We start from the raw sequence: 18,229 nt of genomic DNA, 5'->3' as shown, positions 1-18,229 counted from the left end.
GTATTCCCGAATGAGGAATTTACAGAAGGACCGATCCCCGCGAAATTGACGGCCTGCTGTGGCGAGGGAGCTTGCTCCCGCTTGAGTGCGCACCACTCACAAAAAACAGGCAATGTTTGTCAGATTTCCGGGACCGCTATGCAGCCCGGCGGTCACCCTTTTCGCTCAAGGAATCCATCACGTGTCCAAACCTGAAACCTTCACTCAAGCGCACATCCCTCTGACGGTGGAGGGCGTCCGGCTGAACATCGCCACCCTTCACCGCGACGGTGTCCTGGCGCCGATTGTGTTCCTGCATGGGTTTGGCTCGACCAAGGAAGACTACGCCGACGTCGTGCAGCAGGCCGCCTTCGCCGGTCATCCTTTCGTCGCTTATGACGCACCGGGTTGCGGCGAAAGCCAGTGCGGCGACCTTTCGCGGATTTCCATCCCTTTTCTGCTGAAGACCGCCTTGCAGATGCTGGAGCATTTCGGTATCGAACGCTTTCATCTGGTCGGCCATTCCATGGGCGGACTGACCGCACTGATGCTGGCTCATCAATGCCCGGACCGGGTACTCAGCTTCGTCGACATCGAGGGCAACATCGCCCCGGAGGACTGCTTCCTCAGCCGGCAGATCGTCGATTACCCGACGGACGATCCCGAGGTGTTTTTCGCCGCCTTCATCGAACGCGCCCGACACGCCCCGGCTCATGCCAGTGCGCTTTATTCCGCAAGCTTGCGGCACAAGGTTCGTGCCGGAGCGGTACGCGGGATCTTCGAGTCGATGGTCGATCTTTCCGACAACGCCGACTTGATGAACAAGTTCCTCGGCCTGCCATGCCCGCGCATGTTCATGTACGGCGAGCAGAACGCTTCATTGTCCTATCTGCCGCATATCCAGGCCCAAGGCGTGCGGTTGGCGCCGATCGCGCAGTGCGGGCATTTCCCCATGTATTCCAACCCGATCGCGATGTGGCAGCAGATTGCCGATTTTCAGGCGAACGGCCATCGCGTATGAGTCTGCTATGGGATGCACAGCAGCGTTGTGAACTATTCTTCTCAAGTGGCCCTTTCAAATGCCTCATTCAAGGGAGTTGATATAAATCAACGCTTAAGAGGCTTTAAGGGACGAATCTGGGCCTGATGCTGGATTCTCGAGCCGGCGTCGAGAATCAACCTGTCTGGAGTCTGCCCATGAGCCAATATCAACGGTTATTACTGATCATCAACCCGCTGCTGCGCCATTCTCCTGCGATAAACCATGGCGCTGCCCTGGCCAAGGCCAGCGGGGCGAGCTTGCACATCGCCGGCCTGATTCCCTCGTTGGACATTCTGTCGCTGCTCGAAGAAGGCGACCGCAAAATGGCTCGGGCGACCTACCTGCAGGAGCACCGCGACTGGCTCGATGAACAAGCGGAAAAGATGCGAGGCCGGGGGATTGAGGTGACAACCGACGTTGCATGGGCCGACAACATGCGTCAGGACATTCTTGAGCATGTCACGCAAATGCAACCCGATCTGTTGATCAAGCAAGTGCAGCATGAACCCGTGCTCAAGCGCGCGTTCTTCACGCCGCTGGATTGGCGTTTGTTGCGCCATTGTCCGGTCCCGGTTTATCTGGTGGGGGGTGAATGCCATGCCTTGCCGCAGAAGGTGGTGGCCGCGGTTGACGTGTCAGACACCGAGCCTTCGAACAGTGAACTCAATGACCGGATCATCTTGCAGGCGTCGGGCCTTGCGCTGCAGTGCAATGCCGAGTTGCATCTGCTGTACGCGTGTGACATTTCGGCGGCTTTTCTGGCGGATCTGGGCGGCGGTCTGACGCTCTCGGAGCTGACCAGGGAGTTGCGCAACGACCTGGAAGCGTCATTTCTCAAGCTGGCCGCCCGATTCGGTGTCCCCCCTGAGTGTCGGCATTTCATTATGGGGCAACCGGTCTCAGTGCTGAGTGAGTTCGCCCACGTGCATCAAGTGGATGTGGTAGTGATGGGCAGAGCTCAATACCGTGGTCTGGAGCGGCTGCTTGGCAGCACCACCGAACATATTCTGTATCAGGTGCCTTGCAGCATTCTGGCGGTCTAGGGGCGGGCGCCCTGATCGGAATGATGGCCGCCGTCAAACGAACGCCCGTTTTTGGGGCTCCCGCCCCAAGGAGGTTTTCAAATGACTAGTCCTTCATTGCAAACCATCTTGCATGACCGGGTGGATGCCGGCCGAGGCCTGGTGGAGCCGTTGCTCAAATACGCTAAAAGAGCCGATGTCATCGTTCTCGCCTTACCCCGTGGCGGCGTTCCGGTGGCCTATGAAGTCGCCACGGCCCTGGAGGTTCGCCTGGACCTGATGCTGGTGCGCAAGTTGGGAGTACCGACCCACCAGGAGTTCGCCATGGGCGCAATTGCCAGTGGCGGCATACAAATCGTCAACGAAGATGCGCTGCGGGCTAACGGTATTGATCAACGCACGCTCGATGCCGTGGTTGCAAAGGAAACGCAGGAGTTGTTGCGTCGCGAGCAGCTATACCGGGCATCACGTGCACCTGTTGCGCTCAAGGATCAAGTGGTGATTCTGATTGATGACGGCCTGGCGACAGGCGCCACGATGATGGCCGCGATACAGGCCGCGCGCCTGCAAGCGCCATCGCGCATCGTCGTTGCCGTGCCGGTGGCACCGGTTGAGACGGCAGAGGCGCTGCGCGATGAAGTGGACGAGCTGATTTGCCCGCTCATCCCCGACTGGATGATCTCGATCGGGCATTGGTACACGGATTTTTCGCAGACATCGGACGAAGAGGTCATCGATCTTCTGCACCGGGCCTGGCAACGAGAGTCCGGTTCGGGCGACTCATTTCAGAACGGTTCCGGTATTTGAGCCGTTGCCTGGCGTGGAGCAAACCACGTCAGGCTTTCAAGTGATCCTGACGTTCACGAATTGCCACGGATCGGATTCATCGGTCTGCTCGGGCATCAGTGAGTGACGTCCGGTAAGCGGCGTCCAGTCGGAATAAATGCCTTCTACCTTGCCAAGGTAAGGCATGCATATCTGCAAAATCTCCCTGAAGGGCAATTCATCCGGTTCGACAATACCGCGTTGCGGATTGCGAATAGCCCAGATCACGCCGGCCAGCACTCCCGCCGTCACTTGCAGGCTGGTGGCGCTGTTATGGGGGCAGAGTGTCCGGGCTTGCTGGATCGATAAGCGCGAGCCATACCAATAACTGTTTCTGGCATGCCCCATCAGCAGCACGCCGAGTTCGTCACTGCCGTCGAGGATTTCGTCATCGAGCAGGCGCTGGCCGCTCTGGGGTTTCCAGTTGCGCTCGGCGAGTTCATGCACCGAGAGCAAGGCATCGTCACAGGGCCGATACGCGTAATGGACGGTCGGCCGGTAAGTCGGCTGCCTTCCCTGGCCAAGGGTCAGGTAGTCGGCAATCGACAGGGCTTCGTTGTGGGTCACGAGCAGCCCATGGGTTGGCCCCGTCGAGGGGGTCCAGGTTCGAACCCGCGTCGAGGCACCGGGACGTTGCAGATAGATCCCGGCCTGGCACCCGAAGGCGTGGTAATAGCCATCCTCGGGCAGCGCTTTCTCATGGCTGCCCCAACCCAATTCCGCCGGCTGGCTGCCTTCACTGATGAAGCCGTCCACGGACCAGGTATTGACGAACTCATCGGCGATTTTGTGTTGCGATGAAAACTGCGAATCGCGTTCGGCAATGTGGATGCAGCGGATATTCAGTCGGCTGGCCAGCTGCGCCCATTCTTCGCGAGTAGTGGGCTGGGGCGTTGTGTCACCCAAATCCTCAGCGAGGTTGACCAGTGCCTGCTTGATCAGGTGGGACACCAGCCCTGGATTGGCCCCGTGGGTCAAGACAGCGGTGGACAGACCTTGCGCACTTTCCCTGCGAAGCTGAAGAGCCGCCTCTCTCAATGCATAGTTGGATCTTTCGGACAGGGACTTGTCGGGGTCGGTGTAACCGCCTTCCCACGGCTCGATACAGGTGTCCAGATACAGCACGCCTTTACGCTGGGCGAACTGAATCAGCGACAGGCTCGAAACCCCCACCGAGAGGTTGAGCAGGAAATCGCCAGCGCTCAAAAGAGGGTCGAGCACCGCCTCGTAATTGTTCTGATCCAGTTGCTCGGCTTGGTGCGCGACGCCAAATTCCTGCGCGAGCAAGCGTCCATCGTCATCGGGGCTGAGGATCAACAGTCGCTGCGGTTCAAGTTCAAGATGGCGCAACAGCAGCGCAAGTACGCCTTTTCCGATACAGCCAGAGCCGATCATCACCAACCTGGCATCAAAGGGCTGAATGACATGCTCAAGATCTGACATCGATAGCCTCCACCGGCTGATCGCGCGCTCGCCGCAAATGACCTGTCGATAACCACGACGCTCTCAAACTAGAGACTGCAAGGCTCAGTTAAAGCTCAAAAAAGTTTCGGACACCGTCAAGGAGATTCTGCTATGCCGATCGATACCAAAAAACAGATGAGAATGAGGCGAACTGCTGGCCCACCGATTTCCGTTTCGTTGTCAAACTTGCTTTCTTTTCAGAAGGTTAGGCATTGGCGATATGCGGACTTTGGTATGGATGGCTGTGACGTTTGCCCTGATGCTCTCGCTTGAGGCTCAGGCAAAGGACCTGAGCAAGAACAGTCGTTTCGTCTGCAGCTGGGGCTCGGACATAGCCGCAGACGCGCAAGCGGCGAAGCTTTCCGGTTTCACGCTTTACGGGGCACGCAAGAAACTGCAATCGCGAAAATTCCCCCGGCCGTGGATGCGCATGACGGCCATGGGGATTACCGAACAAACCTATAACAGTGCCTCACGTCTCAAGCCTGCTGCTATCAAGCAAACGTATTACGAGCAATGCATCCGGCATGAGTTGGCCCGACGCTAAAAGTTGATCGAGGCGCTCAGCCGGGCGGTCAGTGGGGCGCCCTGGAACAGGTAGCCATCGCCCATGTATTCACCGGCGTCGCGCCAGTAGCGTTTGTCGAACAGGTTGTCCACGGTCAGGCGAAAAACGGTGTCGTATCCGTCGATGCGAGTGCTGTAGCGGCTGCCGATGTTGAAGATGGCATAGGCACCAGTCTGCACTTCACCCTGGCGGTTGGCGTACTTGCTGGCGCTGTACTGCACTGCGCCGAGCAGCGCCAGGCCATCGAACCAGGGCAGGGCATAGTCGCCGTAGAGGTTGGCGCGCAGGGTCGGAACGTTGATTGCCTGGTGACCTTCATAAGCTGGCGTGCCGCTATCGGTGACCCGCGCGCGGATCGCCGCGACACTGGCGGCGATCTGCAGGCGCTGGCTGGCCCAGCCATTGGCCGAGAGCTCCAGCCCGGTGTTCTTCTGTTCGCCCTGTTGGGTGAACGTGAACGTACCGTCGTCATTCGGTCGCGAGTACTGGTAGGCCTGGCGAATCTGGAACAGCGCCGCGGCCAGACTGATGCGCTGCCAGTCGTATTTGATCCCTGCCTCGATTTGTCGCGATACGGTGGGCGCGAGGATTTCATAGGCATTGGTGGTAAACCACGCTGCTTCGCCACCCAGGGACAGGCCCTTGCTGTAGCGGGTGTACAGCGACAGGTTTTGCACCGGCTTGTAGATCAGCGCGGCCTGGGGCAGGAACTTATAGCGTTGGGTGTGCCGGGTAGTCTCGCCCTGGCTGTCGAAGGTCTCTTCATCCAGGCGCACTTCGCGCCCGCCCAGCACCGCCTGCCATTGCTCATTGAAGCTGATCCGGTCATTGAAGAACAGGCCGTACTGGCGGCTGTCCAGGCGCCGGTAGGAATCGTTGAGCGGGCCATCGTAAGGGGCAAAATCCGCCGGTTCGCTGTTGATGTTGGCGCTGCCGATCATTTGATTGATGGCATCGCGTTTGTCCACCACGCGGCGGAACGCGCTAGTCCCGACGCTGAGTTCGTGGCCCAGGCCACCGGTTTCGAAGTGGCCGCTGAGGGCCGCCTGCACTTCATCGTTGCGGCGGGTATCGTCGGGGCTGCGGAAATCGTAAATGTCGTAGTCGCCCTCGGGGCTGAAGTAGTTCGGCACCGCCGCGCCGGCGCAACTGGCGGAGCCGTAGCAACCCCAGGCGAACGAGCTGTAGTCATCGATCACGACCCGGCTGCGCGAGGCGCTGAGGTTGCCTTTCCACTGGTCGCTGAAGCGGTATTCGAAATTACCGTTGAGGTTCAGTGCATCGGTGGTGACCGGCTTCGAACCGCTCTGGTGTGCCAGCAGCTTCTTCGGCGAGGCGTGGTGCGGCAGGCTGGAACCGCCGAGCAGTTGATAGCCTGGTGCAGAGCGCTGTTCCTTGGTCTGGTACTCGGCGTCCAGTTGCAGCAGCGCATTGGGGCTGATGTTCCAGTCGAAGGCCAGCGAGGCGAAATCGCGCTGGCCATTGGTGTGTTCGACGTAGGAATGCAGGTCTTCGTGGGCCAGGTTGGCGCGCAGGCCGAACTGTTGCTCGCTGCCGAACCATCCACCGACGTCGGTCGCCAGGTAACCACTGCCGCGATCGTCGGTAGAGACGGTGACCGAACGCACGTCGCCAGGCCGTTTGGTCACGTAGTTGACCAATCCGCCGGGCTCGCTGACACCGCTTTGCAAACCGGAAAGGCCCTTGAGCAACTCCACCTGCTGTTTGTTCTCCAGCCCGACATTCTGCTCGCCAGTGATGGTGCGGCCGTTGATCTTGTAGCTGCTGGCGGAGTTGAGGGAGAAGCCCCGCACGACGAAGTTTTCGTAGTAGCCGACCGGCGCGTAGCTTTCACCCACCGAGGCGTCGTTGCGCAGTACTTCGCTGAGCAGGCGGGCCTGCTGATCCTTGATCATCGCCTCGTTGACCACCGAAATCGAGGCTGGCGTGTCGAGCAATGGCGCCGCCTCGAAACCACCGACCGAAGCGCTGTCGGCCTGATAACCGGAAGTATCTTCGCCGGTGACGGTCACCGCCGGCAGTTCGGTCGCGGTGGCCCAGGCCGAAGGCACGGCGCTGGACAGCAGCAGGCCCAAGCCCAGGTTCAGGGGATTGAGCGCGAACCGCGGGGCGGCCACTCCCTGGCGGGAGGTCCGGTAAAGCCTATTCATGAAAAATCCTCGACGACTGCGGGCCCGGGTTTGGCGAGTCTTAGCCTGCGGCTCACGCTTGAAAGCGGGGCATCATACAAGAGGAGCGATCATGAAATGAAAGTGTCATTGCGACGATCGCCGGGTAACTGCGGGGTTCCTCACAACCCCCAGCCATCCCTCACAGCCTTACGAATGCCCTCCAGCAACATCGCAAACGCCGGGTTGTCGTTGTTCTCACGCCAGATCAAATGCAGTTCACTCTGTACGCCTTCGCCCAGATCGATATCGCGAAACACCACGTTCTTGAACACAACACTGGTGGCGCAGCGAGGTACCAGGGCCAGGCCCATTCCGGCGTTGACCAGGGCCAGGATAGTCAGGGACGAGCCGAGCCACTGCACATATTCCGGGGCGACGCGGGCCGAGCGGAGCATGCCGGTCAGCAGTTCGTTGAACGGCGGGTACGCCGCATGGGAGTACATCAGGAAGGGTTGAGCGTCCAGATCTTTGACGGACACGGTGTTGGCGCTGGCCAGCCGATGGTTGTGGGGGACGGCCAATACGAAAGGTTCACGCACCAGGCATTCGGTGGCATAGCCTGGCTCAAGCAACGGTGCGCGAACGATGCCCAGATCGATACGGCGGGCGCGAAGGGCTTCGTGTTGCTGGTAGGTGTTCATCTCCGACAGATCGATTTTGACTTGAGGCTGTTTGAGCCGCGCTTCTGCGATGACCTTGGGCAGGAACTCGTAAACCGCGCTACCGACGAAGCTGATATTGACCGTACCGATGTCCCCTTCGGCGAAGCGCCGAGCGGTTACGGCGGCTTGCTGAGCGCGCTCCAGCAGGTTCTGTGCCTCAATAAAAAAAGCGCGGCCGGCGGCGGTCAAGGCGACGCTGCGCGTGCTGCGGGTGAACAACTCGACGCCCAGGTGATGTTCCAACAGTTGAATCTGGCGACTCAGAGGTGGTTGGGTCATGTTCAACCGTTCGGCAGCCCGGCGGAAGTTCAGTTCGGTGGCCACGGTGGTGAAACAGCGCAGTTGCGTCAGTTCGAACATTGATCTAATCCAGGTATCAATCGAGTGCCAAGTTAGATTAGACGGGATCAATAGGCGCGTCCATGATCGGTTCTCCCCTAAAAAAACAATGAACGGGAGTCGCCCTTTGAATACCCATAAGAGTCCGCCGGACCCGACCGTCCTCGCCCGAGCAGCGGCCAAGGTCAAGCGTCACGTACTACCGCTGTTCGTGGTGATGTTCATCGTCAACTACATCGACCGGGTCAATATCGGCTTCGTGCGCAGCCACCTGGAAACCGACCTGGGCATTGGCGCCGCGGCCTATGGCTTGGGTGCCGGGCTGTTTTTCATCGGTTACGCGATCTTCGAAGTGCCTTCCAACATGCTGCTGCAACGCTACGGTGCCCGCGCCTGGCTGACGCGCATCATGTTCACCTGGGGCGCGGCGGCGATGGCCATGGCCTTCGTGCGCGGCGAAACCAGCTTTTATGTGCTGCGCTTCATTCTCGGCGCCGCCGAAGCGGGTTTTTTTCCCGGCATCATTTATTACTTCACCCAATGGCTACCGTCGACCGAGCGCGGCAAGGCCATGGCGATCTTCCTCAGCGGTTCAGCCATTGCCTCGGTGATTTCCGGGCCGGTATCCGGCGCGCTGCTGCACGTCAGCGGTCTCAGCCTGCATGGCTGGCAGTGGATGTTCCTGATTGAAGGCTTTGCTTCTATCGTGCTCTGTGGGTTTGTCTGGTTCTGGCTGCAATCCCATCCACGTCAGGCGAATTGGCTGAGCGCTGAAGAAAAGGATGCACTGGTAAGCGCCATTGCCCTGGAACAGCAGGCTCGAGAAGCCGCGCAGGCAGTTAAACCGTCGATGTTCAAATTGCTCGCCGATCGGCAGATCGCCTTGTTCTGCTTTATCTATTTTTCCATCGCCCTGACGATTTATGGCGCCACGTTCTGGCTGCCCAGCATGATCAAGAAGATGGGCAACCTCGGCGACTTCCAGGTCGGCCTGTTCAACTCGATCCCGTGGATCATCTCCATTCTGGCGATGTATGGCTTCGCTGCCATGGCCAGTAAATGGAAATACCAACAGGCCTGGGTGGCCGTGACATTGGTGATTGCCGCGTTCGGCATGTTCATGTCAACCACCGGCGGGCCGATCTTTGCCTTCGTCGCCATCTGTTTTGCGGCCATTGGATTCAAGGCGGCTTCGGCTTTGTTCTGGCCAATTCCCCAGGGCTATCTGGATGCGCGTATCTCTGCGGCAGTGCTGGCTTTGATCAACTCCATCGGCAATCTCGGCGGTTTCGTGGCGCCGACCGCGTTCGGTTTCCTGGAGCAGACCACCGGCTCCATCGAAGGCGGTTTGTACGGCCTGGCGGCGACTTCGCTGGTCGCGGCCGTGGTGATCTTTTTTGCCCGTACTGCACCGCGTGGCGACACGCACAGCTCGCTCACCGGTAAACCGGTCGACGCCGCAGCCGCAAAAAATTCTGTCAGTCATCAAGCCTTGAATACCGAGCCAAAGGGAGCTGCCTCTTGAAAATCAAACGCGTTACCGTCACCCCCATCGCCTTTCGTGATCCGCCGCTGCTCAATGCCAGCGGTATTCACGAACCCTTCGCGCTGCGCTCGATCATCGAGATCGAGAGCGACAATGGCTACATCGGTTTGGGCGAAAGCTACGGCGACGCCCCGGCACTGGCGATTCAACAGCAATTGCAAAGTCAGCTGATCGGTCTCGACCCATTCAACCTCAATCAGTTGCGCGCCATCGTGCAGGCCACCGTGGCGGCGAACAAAACCCAGAGCATCGCCGGTGCGGAACTGGCGCCTGGCTCTCACGCCAGCAAAGCGGTGAGCAACGCGTATTCGGCGTTTGAAGTGGCGTTTCTCGATCTACAGGCGCATTCCCTGAACGTGCCGCTGGTGGACCTGCTGGGCGGGGCGATTCGTGATGAAGTGCCGTTTAGCGCCTATCTGTTCTTCAAGTACGCGCAACACATCGATTCACCGTACAAACCGGATAGCTGGGGCGAGGCGCTGAACGAAGAGCAGATCGTCGCCCAGGCCCGGCGCATGATCGAGGCCTACGGCTTCAAGAGCATCAAACTCAAGGCTGGGGCACTGCCGCCGGAGCACGAAGTGTCGTGCATCAAGGCGTTGAAAAAGGCCTTTCCAGGTTACCCGTTGCGCATCGATCCGAACGGCAACTGGTCGCTGGAAACTTCGATTCGCATGGCAGAGCTGCTGGGTGATGACCTGCAATATTACGAAGACCCGACACCGGGCCTCGACGGCATGGCCGAATTGCACAAACGTACCGGTCTGCCGCTGGCGACCAATATGGTGGTCACGGATTTTGATGAGTTTCGCCGCAGTGTGGCCCTGAACAGCGTGCAGATCGTGCTCGCCGACCATCATTACTGGGGTGGCCTGCGGGACACCCAGGCGTTGGCGAAAATGTGCGACACCTTCGGCCTTGGCGTGTCTATGCACTCCAATTCGCACCTGGGCATCAGCCTGATGGCCATGGCACATGTCGCCGCTTCAGTGCCCAATCTCGATTACGCCTGCGACACTCATTACCCCTGGCAGGAACCGGACGAAGAGGTGATCAAGGGCGGCAAGCTATCCATCGTCGATGGCTGCGTGAAAATCACCCGTGCGCCTGGGTTGGGTCTTGAGCTGGATCACGATCAACTGGGCAAGCTGCATGATCAATACCTGAGCTGCGGCATTCGTCAGCGCGATGACGTGAAACAGATGCAGCGTTACAAGCCGGAGTGGAAGACGATCAAACCGCGTTTTTGATCGCGCATTCCCGAACAAATCGGTGACTGTCCTTCGCGCTTCGTACCGACTGGTATCAGGCGCGAAGGCTATGGACGCGGATCATGCGTTGTCCGGCGCCTGGCAAAACCGCTGTTCGATCGCCTCTGCAAACGGGTAGAACGAAAACCAGGGCCGGGCTTCATCGATCACGCGCTGAAATGATGGTCTCTGTACCAACCTCTCGAAATAGGCGCTCAGGTGGCTGTAGTCATCGGGGAACGGCACAAGCGTCCGGGCATAGAAAAGTGCCGGGGCAGCGGCGCAATCGGCCATGCTGAACCCCGGGCTGGCCACCCAGATTCTGGATGCCATCCGGCGTTCAAGCATGCCGTAGGCCGTTTTCAGCATGGATCGCTCTTTGGTCAAATCACCGTTGGTCGCCTGTAGCCGATCACTGACAATCTGTTGCATCGGCACTTGTACATAATGGTCGAAAAAGCGATCCCATAATCGGACTTCCAGCGCGGTCTCCCAATCGTCTGGAACCAGATTGTGCGTGCCTGGAAATCGTCTATCCAGGTACTCGATGATGATGCTGGACTCCGGCAGATTCAGCTGATGAACAGAGTCAAAAATTATTGGAAACTTTCCGATTGGCCACAATGCCTGAAGTTCTGCGCTGTCGGCAGGGTCACCGAGATCGATGATTCTTCTCTCGAATTCGGTGCCGTTTTCGTAGAGCGCGATGAGTACTTTGTGACAGAACGACGCCAGTGGATGGTAGTAAAGCGTCAGCGACATCTTTCAACTCCTCATTTGACGTGAGGGGGCGAGAGCCCTGGAACTGATGAAGGTGGGGGCAATGAATAATCATAGGCGGATGTTGGCGATGCGTCAGGGCCGCCACTTTCAAGCGTGCGTACTTGCACACGGGAAAATCCCTGCTTTACTGTGAGCCACTGGTCGGTTTGTGACTTATTGGTCATGGCGTTCATCTCAGCGCCCTTGTACCGTTGTCGCTGGTTTGTGCTGTCAGGCTTGCCCGGAGGAAGCCGGACGGTCAATCAAGCTGTGTGTCTGATCCAATTTGTTCAAGGAATAGAATGAAATGACGTTGAAAACTGCGATCGTCCAGATTGGTAAGAAGTACAGGGTTTATACCGAGCATTACCTCAACGCCACCGCCGACAAGACCATTATTCTGGTCAACGGCTCGCTGGCAACGACCGCATCTTTTGCCCAAACGGTGCGCTACCTGCGGCCACGCTTCAATGTAGTCCTCTACGATCAGCCCTACGCCGGTCAATCGAAACAACACAACCAGCATGACCAGCCGATCCGCAAGGAAGACGAAGCCGAAATATTGCTGGAGTTGATCGAGCACTTTCGGGCGCAGCATGTGCTGTCCTTTTCCTGGGGCGGCGCGGCGACTTTGCTGGCGCTGGCCCAGCACCCACAACGAATCGAAAAAGCGGTGATCAGTTCATTCGCGGCGCGAATCAATACGCCGATGCGCGATTATCTGGAGAGTGGCCGGCACTTCCTCCAGGCTTGTGATCGGCGCAATGTCGGGCGCTTGATCAACAGCACGATCGGCAAGCATCTGCCGTCGCTGTTCAAGCGTTTCAACGAACGCCATGTCAGCAGCCTTGACGAACACGAATACCGGCAGATGCATTTTCACGTCAATGAAGTGCTGACTCAGGACACTCATTGCTACGTTTCCTGTGCCGATGCCATCGAAGTTCCGCTGCTGTTTATCAACGGCGAACGGGATGAGTACACCTCGGTGGAAGACGCCCGTCTTTTCGCAACTCATTCCCGTCAGGCTCAGTTTCAGACCATCAAGAACGCCGGGCACTTCCTCGATATGGAACACCCGACGGCCTGGAATGACACCCAGCAGGCCTTGTTGGGCTTTCTGCAGCCGGTCGCCAAAATACCGAGCCAGCCCCGTGACCTGACGTTCAGTAGCAAAGCGTCAGTGATTCCGCCCCTTCAGTCAGCTAACTGGGTGCGGCTTTAACTGGCGCAGCAACTCGATCTGATCCGCCGGGACCAAAGTACGCAAAGCTTTATACAGCGCGCGGGTTTCGAGCAGGTTCCAGACGCGCAGCATGGTTTCCAGGGCGTCCAGTGGCTTGCTGATAAAGTCTTTGGCGCCCAGGGCCAGCGCGCGCAGGCGGGTATCGCGGGTGGCGTCGGCGGTGAGCACGAGGATCGGCAGGTACTCGCCGGTCGGGATGCGCCGGTTGAGTTGTTCCAGTACGGCAAAGCCGTCGAACTCCGGCATGTGCAGGTCGAGAATCACCAGGTCAGGCTCGAAGCTGTTGAACAGGTCCAGGGTTCGCAGCGGCTGGGTACTGCTCAGTACATTGGTCAGCCCTTCGCGGACAAGCAACTGCTCCATCAAGTCGAGGTTGGGCCGCTGGTCGTCGATGATCAGAATGCGCAGGTCGGTGTTCACACGGGCTCCGGTAGATGCTGGTCAAGATGGGCGAGGAATGAAGGGATGTTAATCGGCTTGGTCAGCACCGCCGTCGCTCCCGCTTCCAGCAAGGCCAGATGCGTGAGGTCACTGGCATCGGCGGTGATCATCAGCACGGGAATGGCACGGGTGATGGAAGACTGACGCAAGCGTTGCAGCACATTGAAACCATCCAGATCCGGCAGCGCCACGTCGAGCAATATCAGCTGCGGTGCATGTTGACGGGCCAGGTCCAGACCCATTTGCCCCTGCATGCTTGAGAGCAACTGGATGTGCGGCCGTCGTTGCAGCAGGGTTTCGATCAGGGCCAGGCTTGAGAGATTGTCTTCGATGCACAGGACTTTGCCCTGGTAATCGGGAGCGGTGAGGGCGGCCGTGACCGTTGGGTGACTGATTCGTGCAACCGGTGGCTCGGTAATTGGCTGCAGGCGCACGAAAGGCAATTCCAGGGTGAAACTTGCGCCTTCGCCGGGCTGGCTTTTGACGGTCAGGCTGCCGTTCATCATTTCCAGCAGACTCTTGCTCAAGGCCAGGCCCAAGCCGGTGCCTTCCACGTTCGGATCAGTCTCCAGACGCTCGAACGGCTTGAACAGTTGTTCCAGTCGATCGGCCGCAATGCCCTTGCCGGTATCGCAGACCGACACCGCAATTCGCTGTTGAATAACCCTGACTTCGATGTGCACCTGGCCCTGGGGCCGGTTGTATTTGATCGCGTTGGACAGCAGGTTGAGCAGCACCTGAACCAGACGTTGCCGATCGGCGACGATCCCGCTGTCGGCGGCCAGCATCGGCAAATCGACCAATTGGATGCCGGCGTCGCAAGCCATGGGGGAAACCAGTGTCAGGGCTTCTTGCAGCACTACCGCCAAGGGCACGGCTTCAACGTTCAGTGGCAGACGCCCGGCTTCGATCTTGGCGATGTCCAACACCTCGTTGATCAGGGTCAGCAGGTGTTGTCCGGCCCGCAGGATATGACCAATTTGCGCGCGCTGGCCCTTGGGCGAGTCCATGTCCAGCAGTTGTGCGAAGCCGAGAATGGAGTTGAGCGGGGTACGCAGTTCGTGGCTCATGCGCGACAGGAACTCGCTTTTGGCTCGGCTGGCGCGTTCGGCTTCTTCCCGTGCGGTGCTCAGTGCTATCTCGGCCACGCGGCGATCGGTAATGTCGCGGGTGATCTTGGAGAATCCGCGCAAGGCGCCACTGCTGTCGTATTGCGCGGTAATCACCACGCTGGCCCAGAAGCGGCTGCCATCCTTGCGGCAACGCCAGGCCTCTTCCATGTAATGACCGTCGCGAGTGGCCTCGCGCAGCGCCATGTCGGGATGCTGCGGGCATTCTTGCGACAGATAAAACACCGAAAAATGCTGGCCGACGATTTCTTGTTCGGTGTAGCCCTTGATCCGCTCGGCGCCCGCATTCCAGCTGGTGACGAAGCCCTGTGTGTCGAGGGCGAAAATACCGTAGTCCTTCACCCCGTCGATGATCAGCCGCAGGCGCTCTTCGTTGTCGCGCAACGCCCGCTCACGTTCAGCCAGCAACAACCCGGCTTCGACCAGGCGCGTGCCCAATTGACCAATCTCGTCGTTCTCCGGCGGTTGCGGCAGTAACGGCTGACCGAGTGCCAGTCGTTGTGCGTTGCCCTGGACCTGTTTGACCCGGGCGACGATGCCCTTGGACAGGAACAGCACCGCCACAATGGCGCCAAACAACCCGCAGGCCGCGGCCAGCAGGGTGGAGAACAACAAACGCTGGCGAGTCGAGGCGGCCGCCGCGGTGCGCTCGGCCAGCAACGTATCCTCGAGGGTGCGCATGGCGCTGATGCGTTCGCGCAACTCGTCGAGGATGTGCTTGTTGTTGATCAGGATGGTGGTGATCGACTCGGGTGTGGCGCTGCGATCGTCGAGCAGTTCAACCAGACCCTCGACCTTGGTCTCGATCAACGGGGTGATCGCCTCCAGATGTTTGCGCACCCGCTCATCGCGAACGTTGCCGTCGAGCCGTCGCAGGGCTGATTCGATCAAGGGCTTGGCTTGCCGATAACCCGGCAGGAAATCCTCGCGGCGGGTCAGCAGATAGCCGCGCACGCTAGCGGCGGCCTCGGCGAGCAGGGTGTGTACGGCCTGAATGTCGCCTTGTACCAGCAGCACCCGGCGCACGTCCTCTTCCGCGCGTGCGGTCTGACGCTCGGTGATGTAGATCAGCACCAGCGAGAGCAACAGGATTACCAACGGCAGGGAAATCACCACGAGGGCTTTGCCGCGTAATGGCAGATCGGCCCAGCGTCGAGCATTTGAAACCTTCATGACTGGGTCACCAGCCCCAGGGCCATGCCACGAACGGCCGCCTGGGTTCGGTCGGCGGCGCCGAGTTTACCGATGACCCGTTCCACGTGGGCTTTGGCCGTGCCCGTGGTGATACCGAGTTCTTCGCCGATTTCACGATTGCTGAAGCCGCTGGCTACCAACCCGAGGACCTGGCGTTCGCGGGCGGTCAAGGTTTCGGCAGGCGCGGCGCCACTGGCGTTGCGTTCGGTCATGCGCCGCAGCAGACGGGCGCTGACGGCGCTGTTGAGGGCTTCCTCGCCCGCGGCGACGCGTTGCAGGGCGTCAATCACTTCATTGCGGCTGGCGTCTTTGAGCAGGTAACCCACGGCACCGGCATTCATCGCCGCTTCCAGGTGATCCGGGCTGTCGTCCATGGTGAAGATCACCACTTTCAGGGCCGGCAGGCGCTGCTGAAGAATCCGCGCCGCGCCCAACCCATTGAGCACGGGCATGCGAATGTCGAGGATGACGATGTCGGGTAGCAAGCGCTCACAAACGTCCACCGCTTCCTGGCCATCGCGGGCCTGGCCGACCACTTCGAATTGCGGATGGCCGGCCAGCAGCGCGACGAAACCGGTTCGGGTGACCTCATGATCGTCCGCCAGAACCAGACGTAAAACTTCAGTCATTGAGCTGTTCCATTGAGGTCGGAGGGTACGGTTGCACGCAGTTGCGTCCCGCCATGCAGATGGCTGACGCAAGTGAAATCGCCGCCCAGCAGGCTTGCGCGTTCCTTCATCGCCGCGAGCCCCAAGTGCCGGGCGCCGCAGGTGTCGAGTCGTTGTTCCATGGCAAAACCTTTGCCGTTGTCGTCCAGCCGTAGCGAGGCCAGTCCTTCGAGCAGTTCCAGCGCGAGGACGACATGGCTGGCCTGCGCATGCTTGAGAATGTTGTTAATGCCTTCCTGGGCAATCCGGAACAGGGCGATCTCCACCTGGCTGGGCAAACGTGCTTCGCAACGCATGCTCCAGTTCACTTTGATCCCGGCGTCACGCAGGCGATCCGCTTCTTTGTCGACCGCCTTCAGCAAGCCAAAGTCGTCGAGTACCGTCGGGCGCAGGCCGCTGATCAATTGCCGGCCTTCACCGACACAGTGCTGGGCCAGTGCAAGAATCGTCTGTAAGTCTGCGCCGAGTTCGTCGGGCAGTGGCGGGCAGCGGCCGGCAAAACCTTGCAGGCGCTGATGCAGCCCGGCGAGGGTTTGCGCCAGGCCGTCGTGCAGGTCGTACGCCATGCGTTTGCGTTCGTCTTCCTGTGCCCTGAACAGCCTGTGGACCAGATCGGACATGGTGCGCTCGCGGGCCACCAGTGCATCCAGCAACCGCTGGTTTTCCAGGTGCGCGGCCAGCAGGGTGGCGAGCAATTGCAGGGATTCGAGGTCCTCGGTGTCCGGTGCACTGATGCTGACACTGTTGGCCAGCACCAACGCACCGAAGGCCGCGCCATCGCCGCCGCGCAAAGGTACCCGCAGCACATTGGGCAGAACCGCGCTCGGCTGTTCCTGCCATTGCGGGGAGCACATCGCCGTATCGGCGAGACGCTCGAGGCTGTGTAAACGATCACGGCTACCGTGACTGGCGGTGGTCCTGACCTGCGCATCCACGTCCCATTCCAGCAGTAATGCGTGGTCCATCGCCAGGAAGGCACAGGCCCGTTGCAGCACCCGTTGACGCATGGCTTCGGGGGCCAGTTGCGTCAGCTCCTGGCCGGTATCCACCAGCAGCCGCAGCCGCGCGGCGCGACTTTGCGATTGCCGATACTGGGTGCGAATGGCCAGGGCGCTACCGGGGTCATGATCAGTGTTTTGCATGGGCGGATTCCGGCGGGCACGCCCGTTCGGGCTGGGGCGTCATTAAACCTTGTTGACGGGGCAGGGCGCTATCTGCCGAATGGCATAGGCAAATGACTCCGGTTGGCCGATGGCGGGCGACGTTCCGAGCGGCACAGTGTGGCCATCGACCACCATTGGAATCGCGCAATGAAATTCAAGACCTCAACCATCGCCCTGTTGTTCGCCCTGACCACCCCGTTGGCCCAGGCGTTGGAGGCAGTGCCTTACGTCTACAGCAGCGTGGCCGAACAGCCCGGTAACGTGAAGGATCGTGAAATCGCCGCGCTGTTTGATCAATGGAATAGCGCATTGAAGAGCGGCAATGTTCAGAGCGTGGTCGACCTGTATGCGCCGAACGCCGTGTTGCAGCCGACGGTTTCCAACAAGGTGCGCACCACGCCGGCACAGATCAAGGACTACTTCGATCACTTCATGGCGCTCAAACCGGTGGGCCAGATCAACTTCCGTGAGATCCGTCCATTAGGCGCCAATGTGGCGATGGACAGTGGCGTCTACACCTTTACCTTGACCGAGGCCGATGGCAAGACTCGTCAGGTGCAGGCGCGCTACACCTTCGTCTATGAACAGGTTGGCGGGCAGTGGAAGATTCTCAACCATCACTCTTCGGCGATGCCGCAAGCACAGGTGCTGCACGCCGGGAAGTAACCGCGTTTTCGACGCTTGATGTGGTTAAGACACAATCCCTGTGGGAGCGGGCTTGCTCGCGAAGGCGTCA

Annotated in this window: 16 protein-coding genes; 8 read left to right on the top strand and 8 right to left on the bottom strand. The window is 59.6% G+C overall.

Annotated features, from left to right (window positions below; translation table 11 throughout):
• The first annotated feature begins 181 nt into the window (after positions 1 to 181).
• The 3 genes from KW837_RS07145 (at position 182) to KW837_RS07135 (ending at position 2,850) form a co-directional block, all read left to right on the top strand.
• The gene (locus tag KW837_RS07145; protein WP_192344573.1) at positions 182 to 1,000 is read left to right on the top strand and encodes an alpha/beta fold hydrolase; all 819 of its coding nucleotides are present in this window, start codon (positions 182 to 184) and stop codon (positions 998 to 1,000) included.
• A 176-nt stretch (positions 1,001 to 1,176) separates the two neighbouring features.
• Positions 1,177 to 2,064 carry a universal stress protein gene (locus tag KW837_RS07140; protein ID WP_192344574.1) on the top strand — a complete coding sequence of 296 codons (888 nt, stop codon included), beginning with the start codon at positions 1,177 to 1,179 and terminating at the stop codon, positions 2,062 to 2,064.
• Between the two features lie 81 nt (positions 2,065 to 2,145).
• The gene (locus tag KW837_RS07135) at positions 2,146 to 2,850 is read left to right on the top strand and encodes a phosphoribosyltransferase (RefSeq protein WP_192344575.1); all 705 of its coding nucleotides are present in this window, start codon (positions 2,146 to 2,148) and stop codon (positions 2,848 to 2,850) included.
• 36 nt (positions 2,851 to 2,886) lie between these two features.
• On the opposite strand, the gene KW837_RS07130 is transcribed toward KW837_RS07135, so the two are convergent.
• Entirely contained in the window at positions 2,887 to 4,311 is a 1,425-nt protein-coding gene (locus tag KW837_RS07130) for a homospermidine synthase (RefSeq protein WP_218395021.1), read from the bottom strand.
• Between the two features lie 241 nt (positions 4,312 to 4,552).
• Between KW837_RS07130 and KW837_RS07125 the strand changes: the two genes are divergently transcribed.
• Positions 4,553 to 4,879, top strand: coding sequence for a hypothetical protein (locus tag KW837_RS07125; protein ID WP_123494792.1), 327 nt, complete (start codon positions 4,553 to 4,555; stop codon positions 4,877 to 4,879).
• Here the strand turns inward: KW837_RS07125 and KW837_RS07120 are convergent.
• Both KW837_RS07120 and KW837_RS07115 read right to left on the bottom strand, forming a co-directional pair.
• The gene (locus tag KW837_RS07120; protein ID WP_218395020.1) at positions 4,876 to 7,071 is read right to left on the bottom strand and encodes a TonB-dependent siderophore receptor; all 2,196 of its coding nucleotides are present in this window, start codon (positions 7,069 to 7,071) and stop codon (positions 4,876 to 4,878) included. The two genes, KW837_RS07125 and KW837_RS07120, sit on opposite strands and share 4 nt — an antisense overlap.
• 140 nt (positions 7,072 to 7,211) lie before the next feature.
• Positions 7,212 to 8,114, bottom strand: a complete 903-nt coding sequence (locus KW837_RS07115) for a LysR substrate-binding domain-containing protein (protein ID WP_063343779.1) — start codon at positions 8,112 to 8,114, stop codon at positions 7,212 to 7,214.
• 106 nt (positions 8,115 to 8,220) lie between these two features.
• On the opposite strand from KW837_RS07115, the gene KW837_RS07110 reads away from it, so the two are divergent.
• Both KW837_RS07110 and KW837_RS07105 read left to right on the top strand, forming a co-directional pair.
• Positions 8,221 to 9,618 carry an MFS transporter gene (locus KW837_RS07110; protein ID WP_218395019.1) on the top strand — a complete coding sequence of 466 codons (1,398 nt, stop codon included), beginning with the start codon at positions 8,221 to 8,223 and terminating at the stop codon, positions 9,616 to 9,618.
• Positions 9,615 to 10,889: a glucarate dehydratase family protein gene (locus tag KW837_RS07105; protein ID WP_218395018.1), complete on the top strand. Its 1,275-nt coding sequence runs from the start codon at positions 9,615 to 9,617 to the stop codon at positions 10,887 to 10,889. The genes KW837_RS07110 and KW837_RS07105 overlap by 4 nt, the downstream gene beginning before the upstream one ends.
• An 81-nt stretch (positions 10,890 to 10,970) precedes the next feature.
• Here the strand turns inward: KW837_RS07105 and KW837_RS07100 are convergent, their stop codons facing one another.
• On the bottom strand, positions 10,971 to 11,651 hold the full coding sequence (locus tag KW837_RS07100; RefSeq protein ID WP_218395017.1) for a glutathione S-transferase family protein: 681 nt from the start codon (positions 11,649 to 11,651) through the stop codon (positions 10,971 to 10,973).
• A 307-nt stretch (positions 11,652 to 11,958) separates the two neighbouring features.
• On the opposite strand from KW837_RS07100, the gene KW837_RS07095 reads away from it, so the two are divergent.
• On the top strand, positions 11,959 to 12,876 hold the full coding sequence (locus KW837_RS07095; protein ID WP_192344582.1) for an alpha/beta fold hydrolase: 918 nt from the start codon (positions 11,959 to 11,961) through the stop codon (positions 12,874 to 12,876).
• Here KW837_RS07095 and KW837_RS07090 read toward each other — a convergent pair.
• Genes KW837_RS07090 through KW837_RS07075 form a run of 4 tightly spaced genes read right to left on the bottom strand, consistent with a single transcriptional unit; the run spans position 12,853 to position 17,472 of the window.
• The gene (locus KW837_RS07090) at positions 12,853 to 13,317 is read right to left on the bottom strand and encodes a response regulator (protein WP_007901111.1); all 465 of its coding nucleotides are present in this window, start codon (positions 13,315 to 13,317) and stop codon (positions 12,853 to 12,855) included. The two genes, KW837_RS07095 and KW837_RS07090, sit on opposite strands and share 24 nt — an antisense overlap.
• Positions 13,314 to 15,641: an ATP-binding protein gene (locus tag KW837_RS07085; protein WP_218395016.1), complete on the bottom strand. Its 2,328-nt coding sequence runs from the start codon at positions 15,639 to 15,641 to the stop codon at positions 13,314 to 13,316. Before KW837_RS07085 ends, KW837_RS07090 begins: the two co-directional genes overlap by 4 nt.
• Positions 15,638 to 16,291, bottom strand: coding sequence for a response regulator transcription factor (locus tag KW837_RS07080; protein ID WP_192344584.1), 654 nt, complete (start codon positions 16,289 to 16,291; stop codon positions 15,638 to 15,640). Before KW837_RS07080 ends, KW837_RS07085 begins: the two co-directional genes overlap by 4 nt.
• A complete protein-coding gene (locus KW837_RS07075) occupies positions 16,288 to 17,472 on the bottom strand; it encodes a sensor histidine kinase (protein WP_218395015.1) in 1,185 nt (394 codons plus the stop codon). Before KW837_RS07075 ends, KW837_RS07080 begins: the two co-directional genes overlap by 4 nt.
• Positions 17,473 to 17,640: 168 nt before the next feature.
• Here KW837_RS07075 and KW837_RS07070 point away from each other — a divergent pair, with 168 nt between their 5' ends.
• Entirely contained in the window at positions 17,641 to 18,159 is a 519-nt protein-coding gene (locus tag KW837_RS07070) for an SgcJ/EcaC family oxidoreductase (protein ID WP_192344586.1), read from the top strand.
• Positions 18,160 to 18,229: the final 70 nt, after the last annotated feature.

It is taken from the genome of Pseudomonas sp. PDM24 (assembly GCF_019218905.1).
Taxonomy (GTDB): Bacteria; Pseudomonadota; Gammaproteobacteria; order Pseudomonadales; family Pseudomonadaceae; genus Aquipseudomonas.
Note: the sequence above shows the minus strand (reverse complement) of the source record. Positions and strands in the feature narration are given on the sequence as shown.

Coding starts and splice junctions, on each gene's coding strand:
- KW837_RS07140 (WP_192344574.1), top strand. CDS start 1,177: ATGAGCCAATATCAACGGTTATTACTGATCATCAACCCGCTGCTGCGC.
- KW837_RS07135 (WP_192344575.1), top strand. CDS start 2,146: ATGACTAGTCCTTCATTGCAAACCATCTTGCATGACCGGGTGGATGCC.
- KW837_RS07130 (WP_218395021.1), bottom strand. CDS start 4,311: ATGTCAGATCTTGAGCATGTCATTCAGCCCTTTGATGCCAGGTTGGTG.
- KW837_RS07125 (WP_123494792.1), top strand. CDS start 4,553: ATGCGGACTTTGGTATGGATGGCTGTGACGTTTGCCCTGATGCTCTCG.
- KW837_RS07120 (WP_218395020.1), bottom strand. CDS start 7,071: ATGAATAGGCTTTACCGGACCTCCCGCCAGGGAGTGGCCGCCCCGCGG.
- KW837_RS07115 (WP_063343779.1), bottom strand. CDS start 8,114: ATGTTCGAACTGACGCAACTGCGCTGTTTCACCACCGTGGCCACCGAA.
- KW837_RS07100 (WP_218395017.1), bottom strand. CDS start 11,651: ATGTCGCTGACGCTTTACTACCATCCACTGGCGTCGTTCTGTCACAAA.
- KW837_RS07095 (WP_192344582.1), top strand. CDS start 11,959: ATGACGTTGAAAACTGCGATCGTCCAGATTGGTAAGAAGTACAGGGTT.
- KW837_RS07085 (WP_218395016.1), bottom strand. CDS start 15,641: ATGAAGGTTTCAAATGCTCGACGCTGGGCCGATCTGCCATTACGCGGC.
- KW837_RS07080 (WP_192344584.1), bottom strand. CDS start 16,291: ATGACTGAAGTTTTACGTCTGGTTCTGGCGGACGATCATGAGGTCACC.
- KW837_RS07075 (WP_218395015.1), bottom strand. CDS start 17,472: ATGCAAAACACTGATCATGACCCCGGTAGCGCCCTGGCCATTCGCACC.
- KW837_RS07070 (WP_192344586.1), top strand. CDS start 17,641: ATGAAATTCAAGACCTCAACCATCGCCCTGTTGTTCGCCCTGACCACC.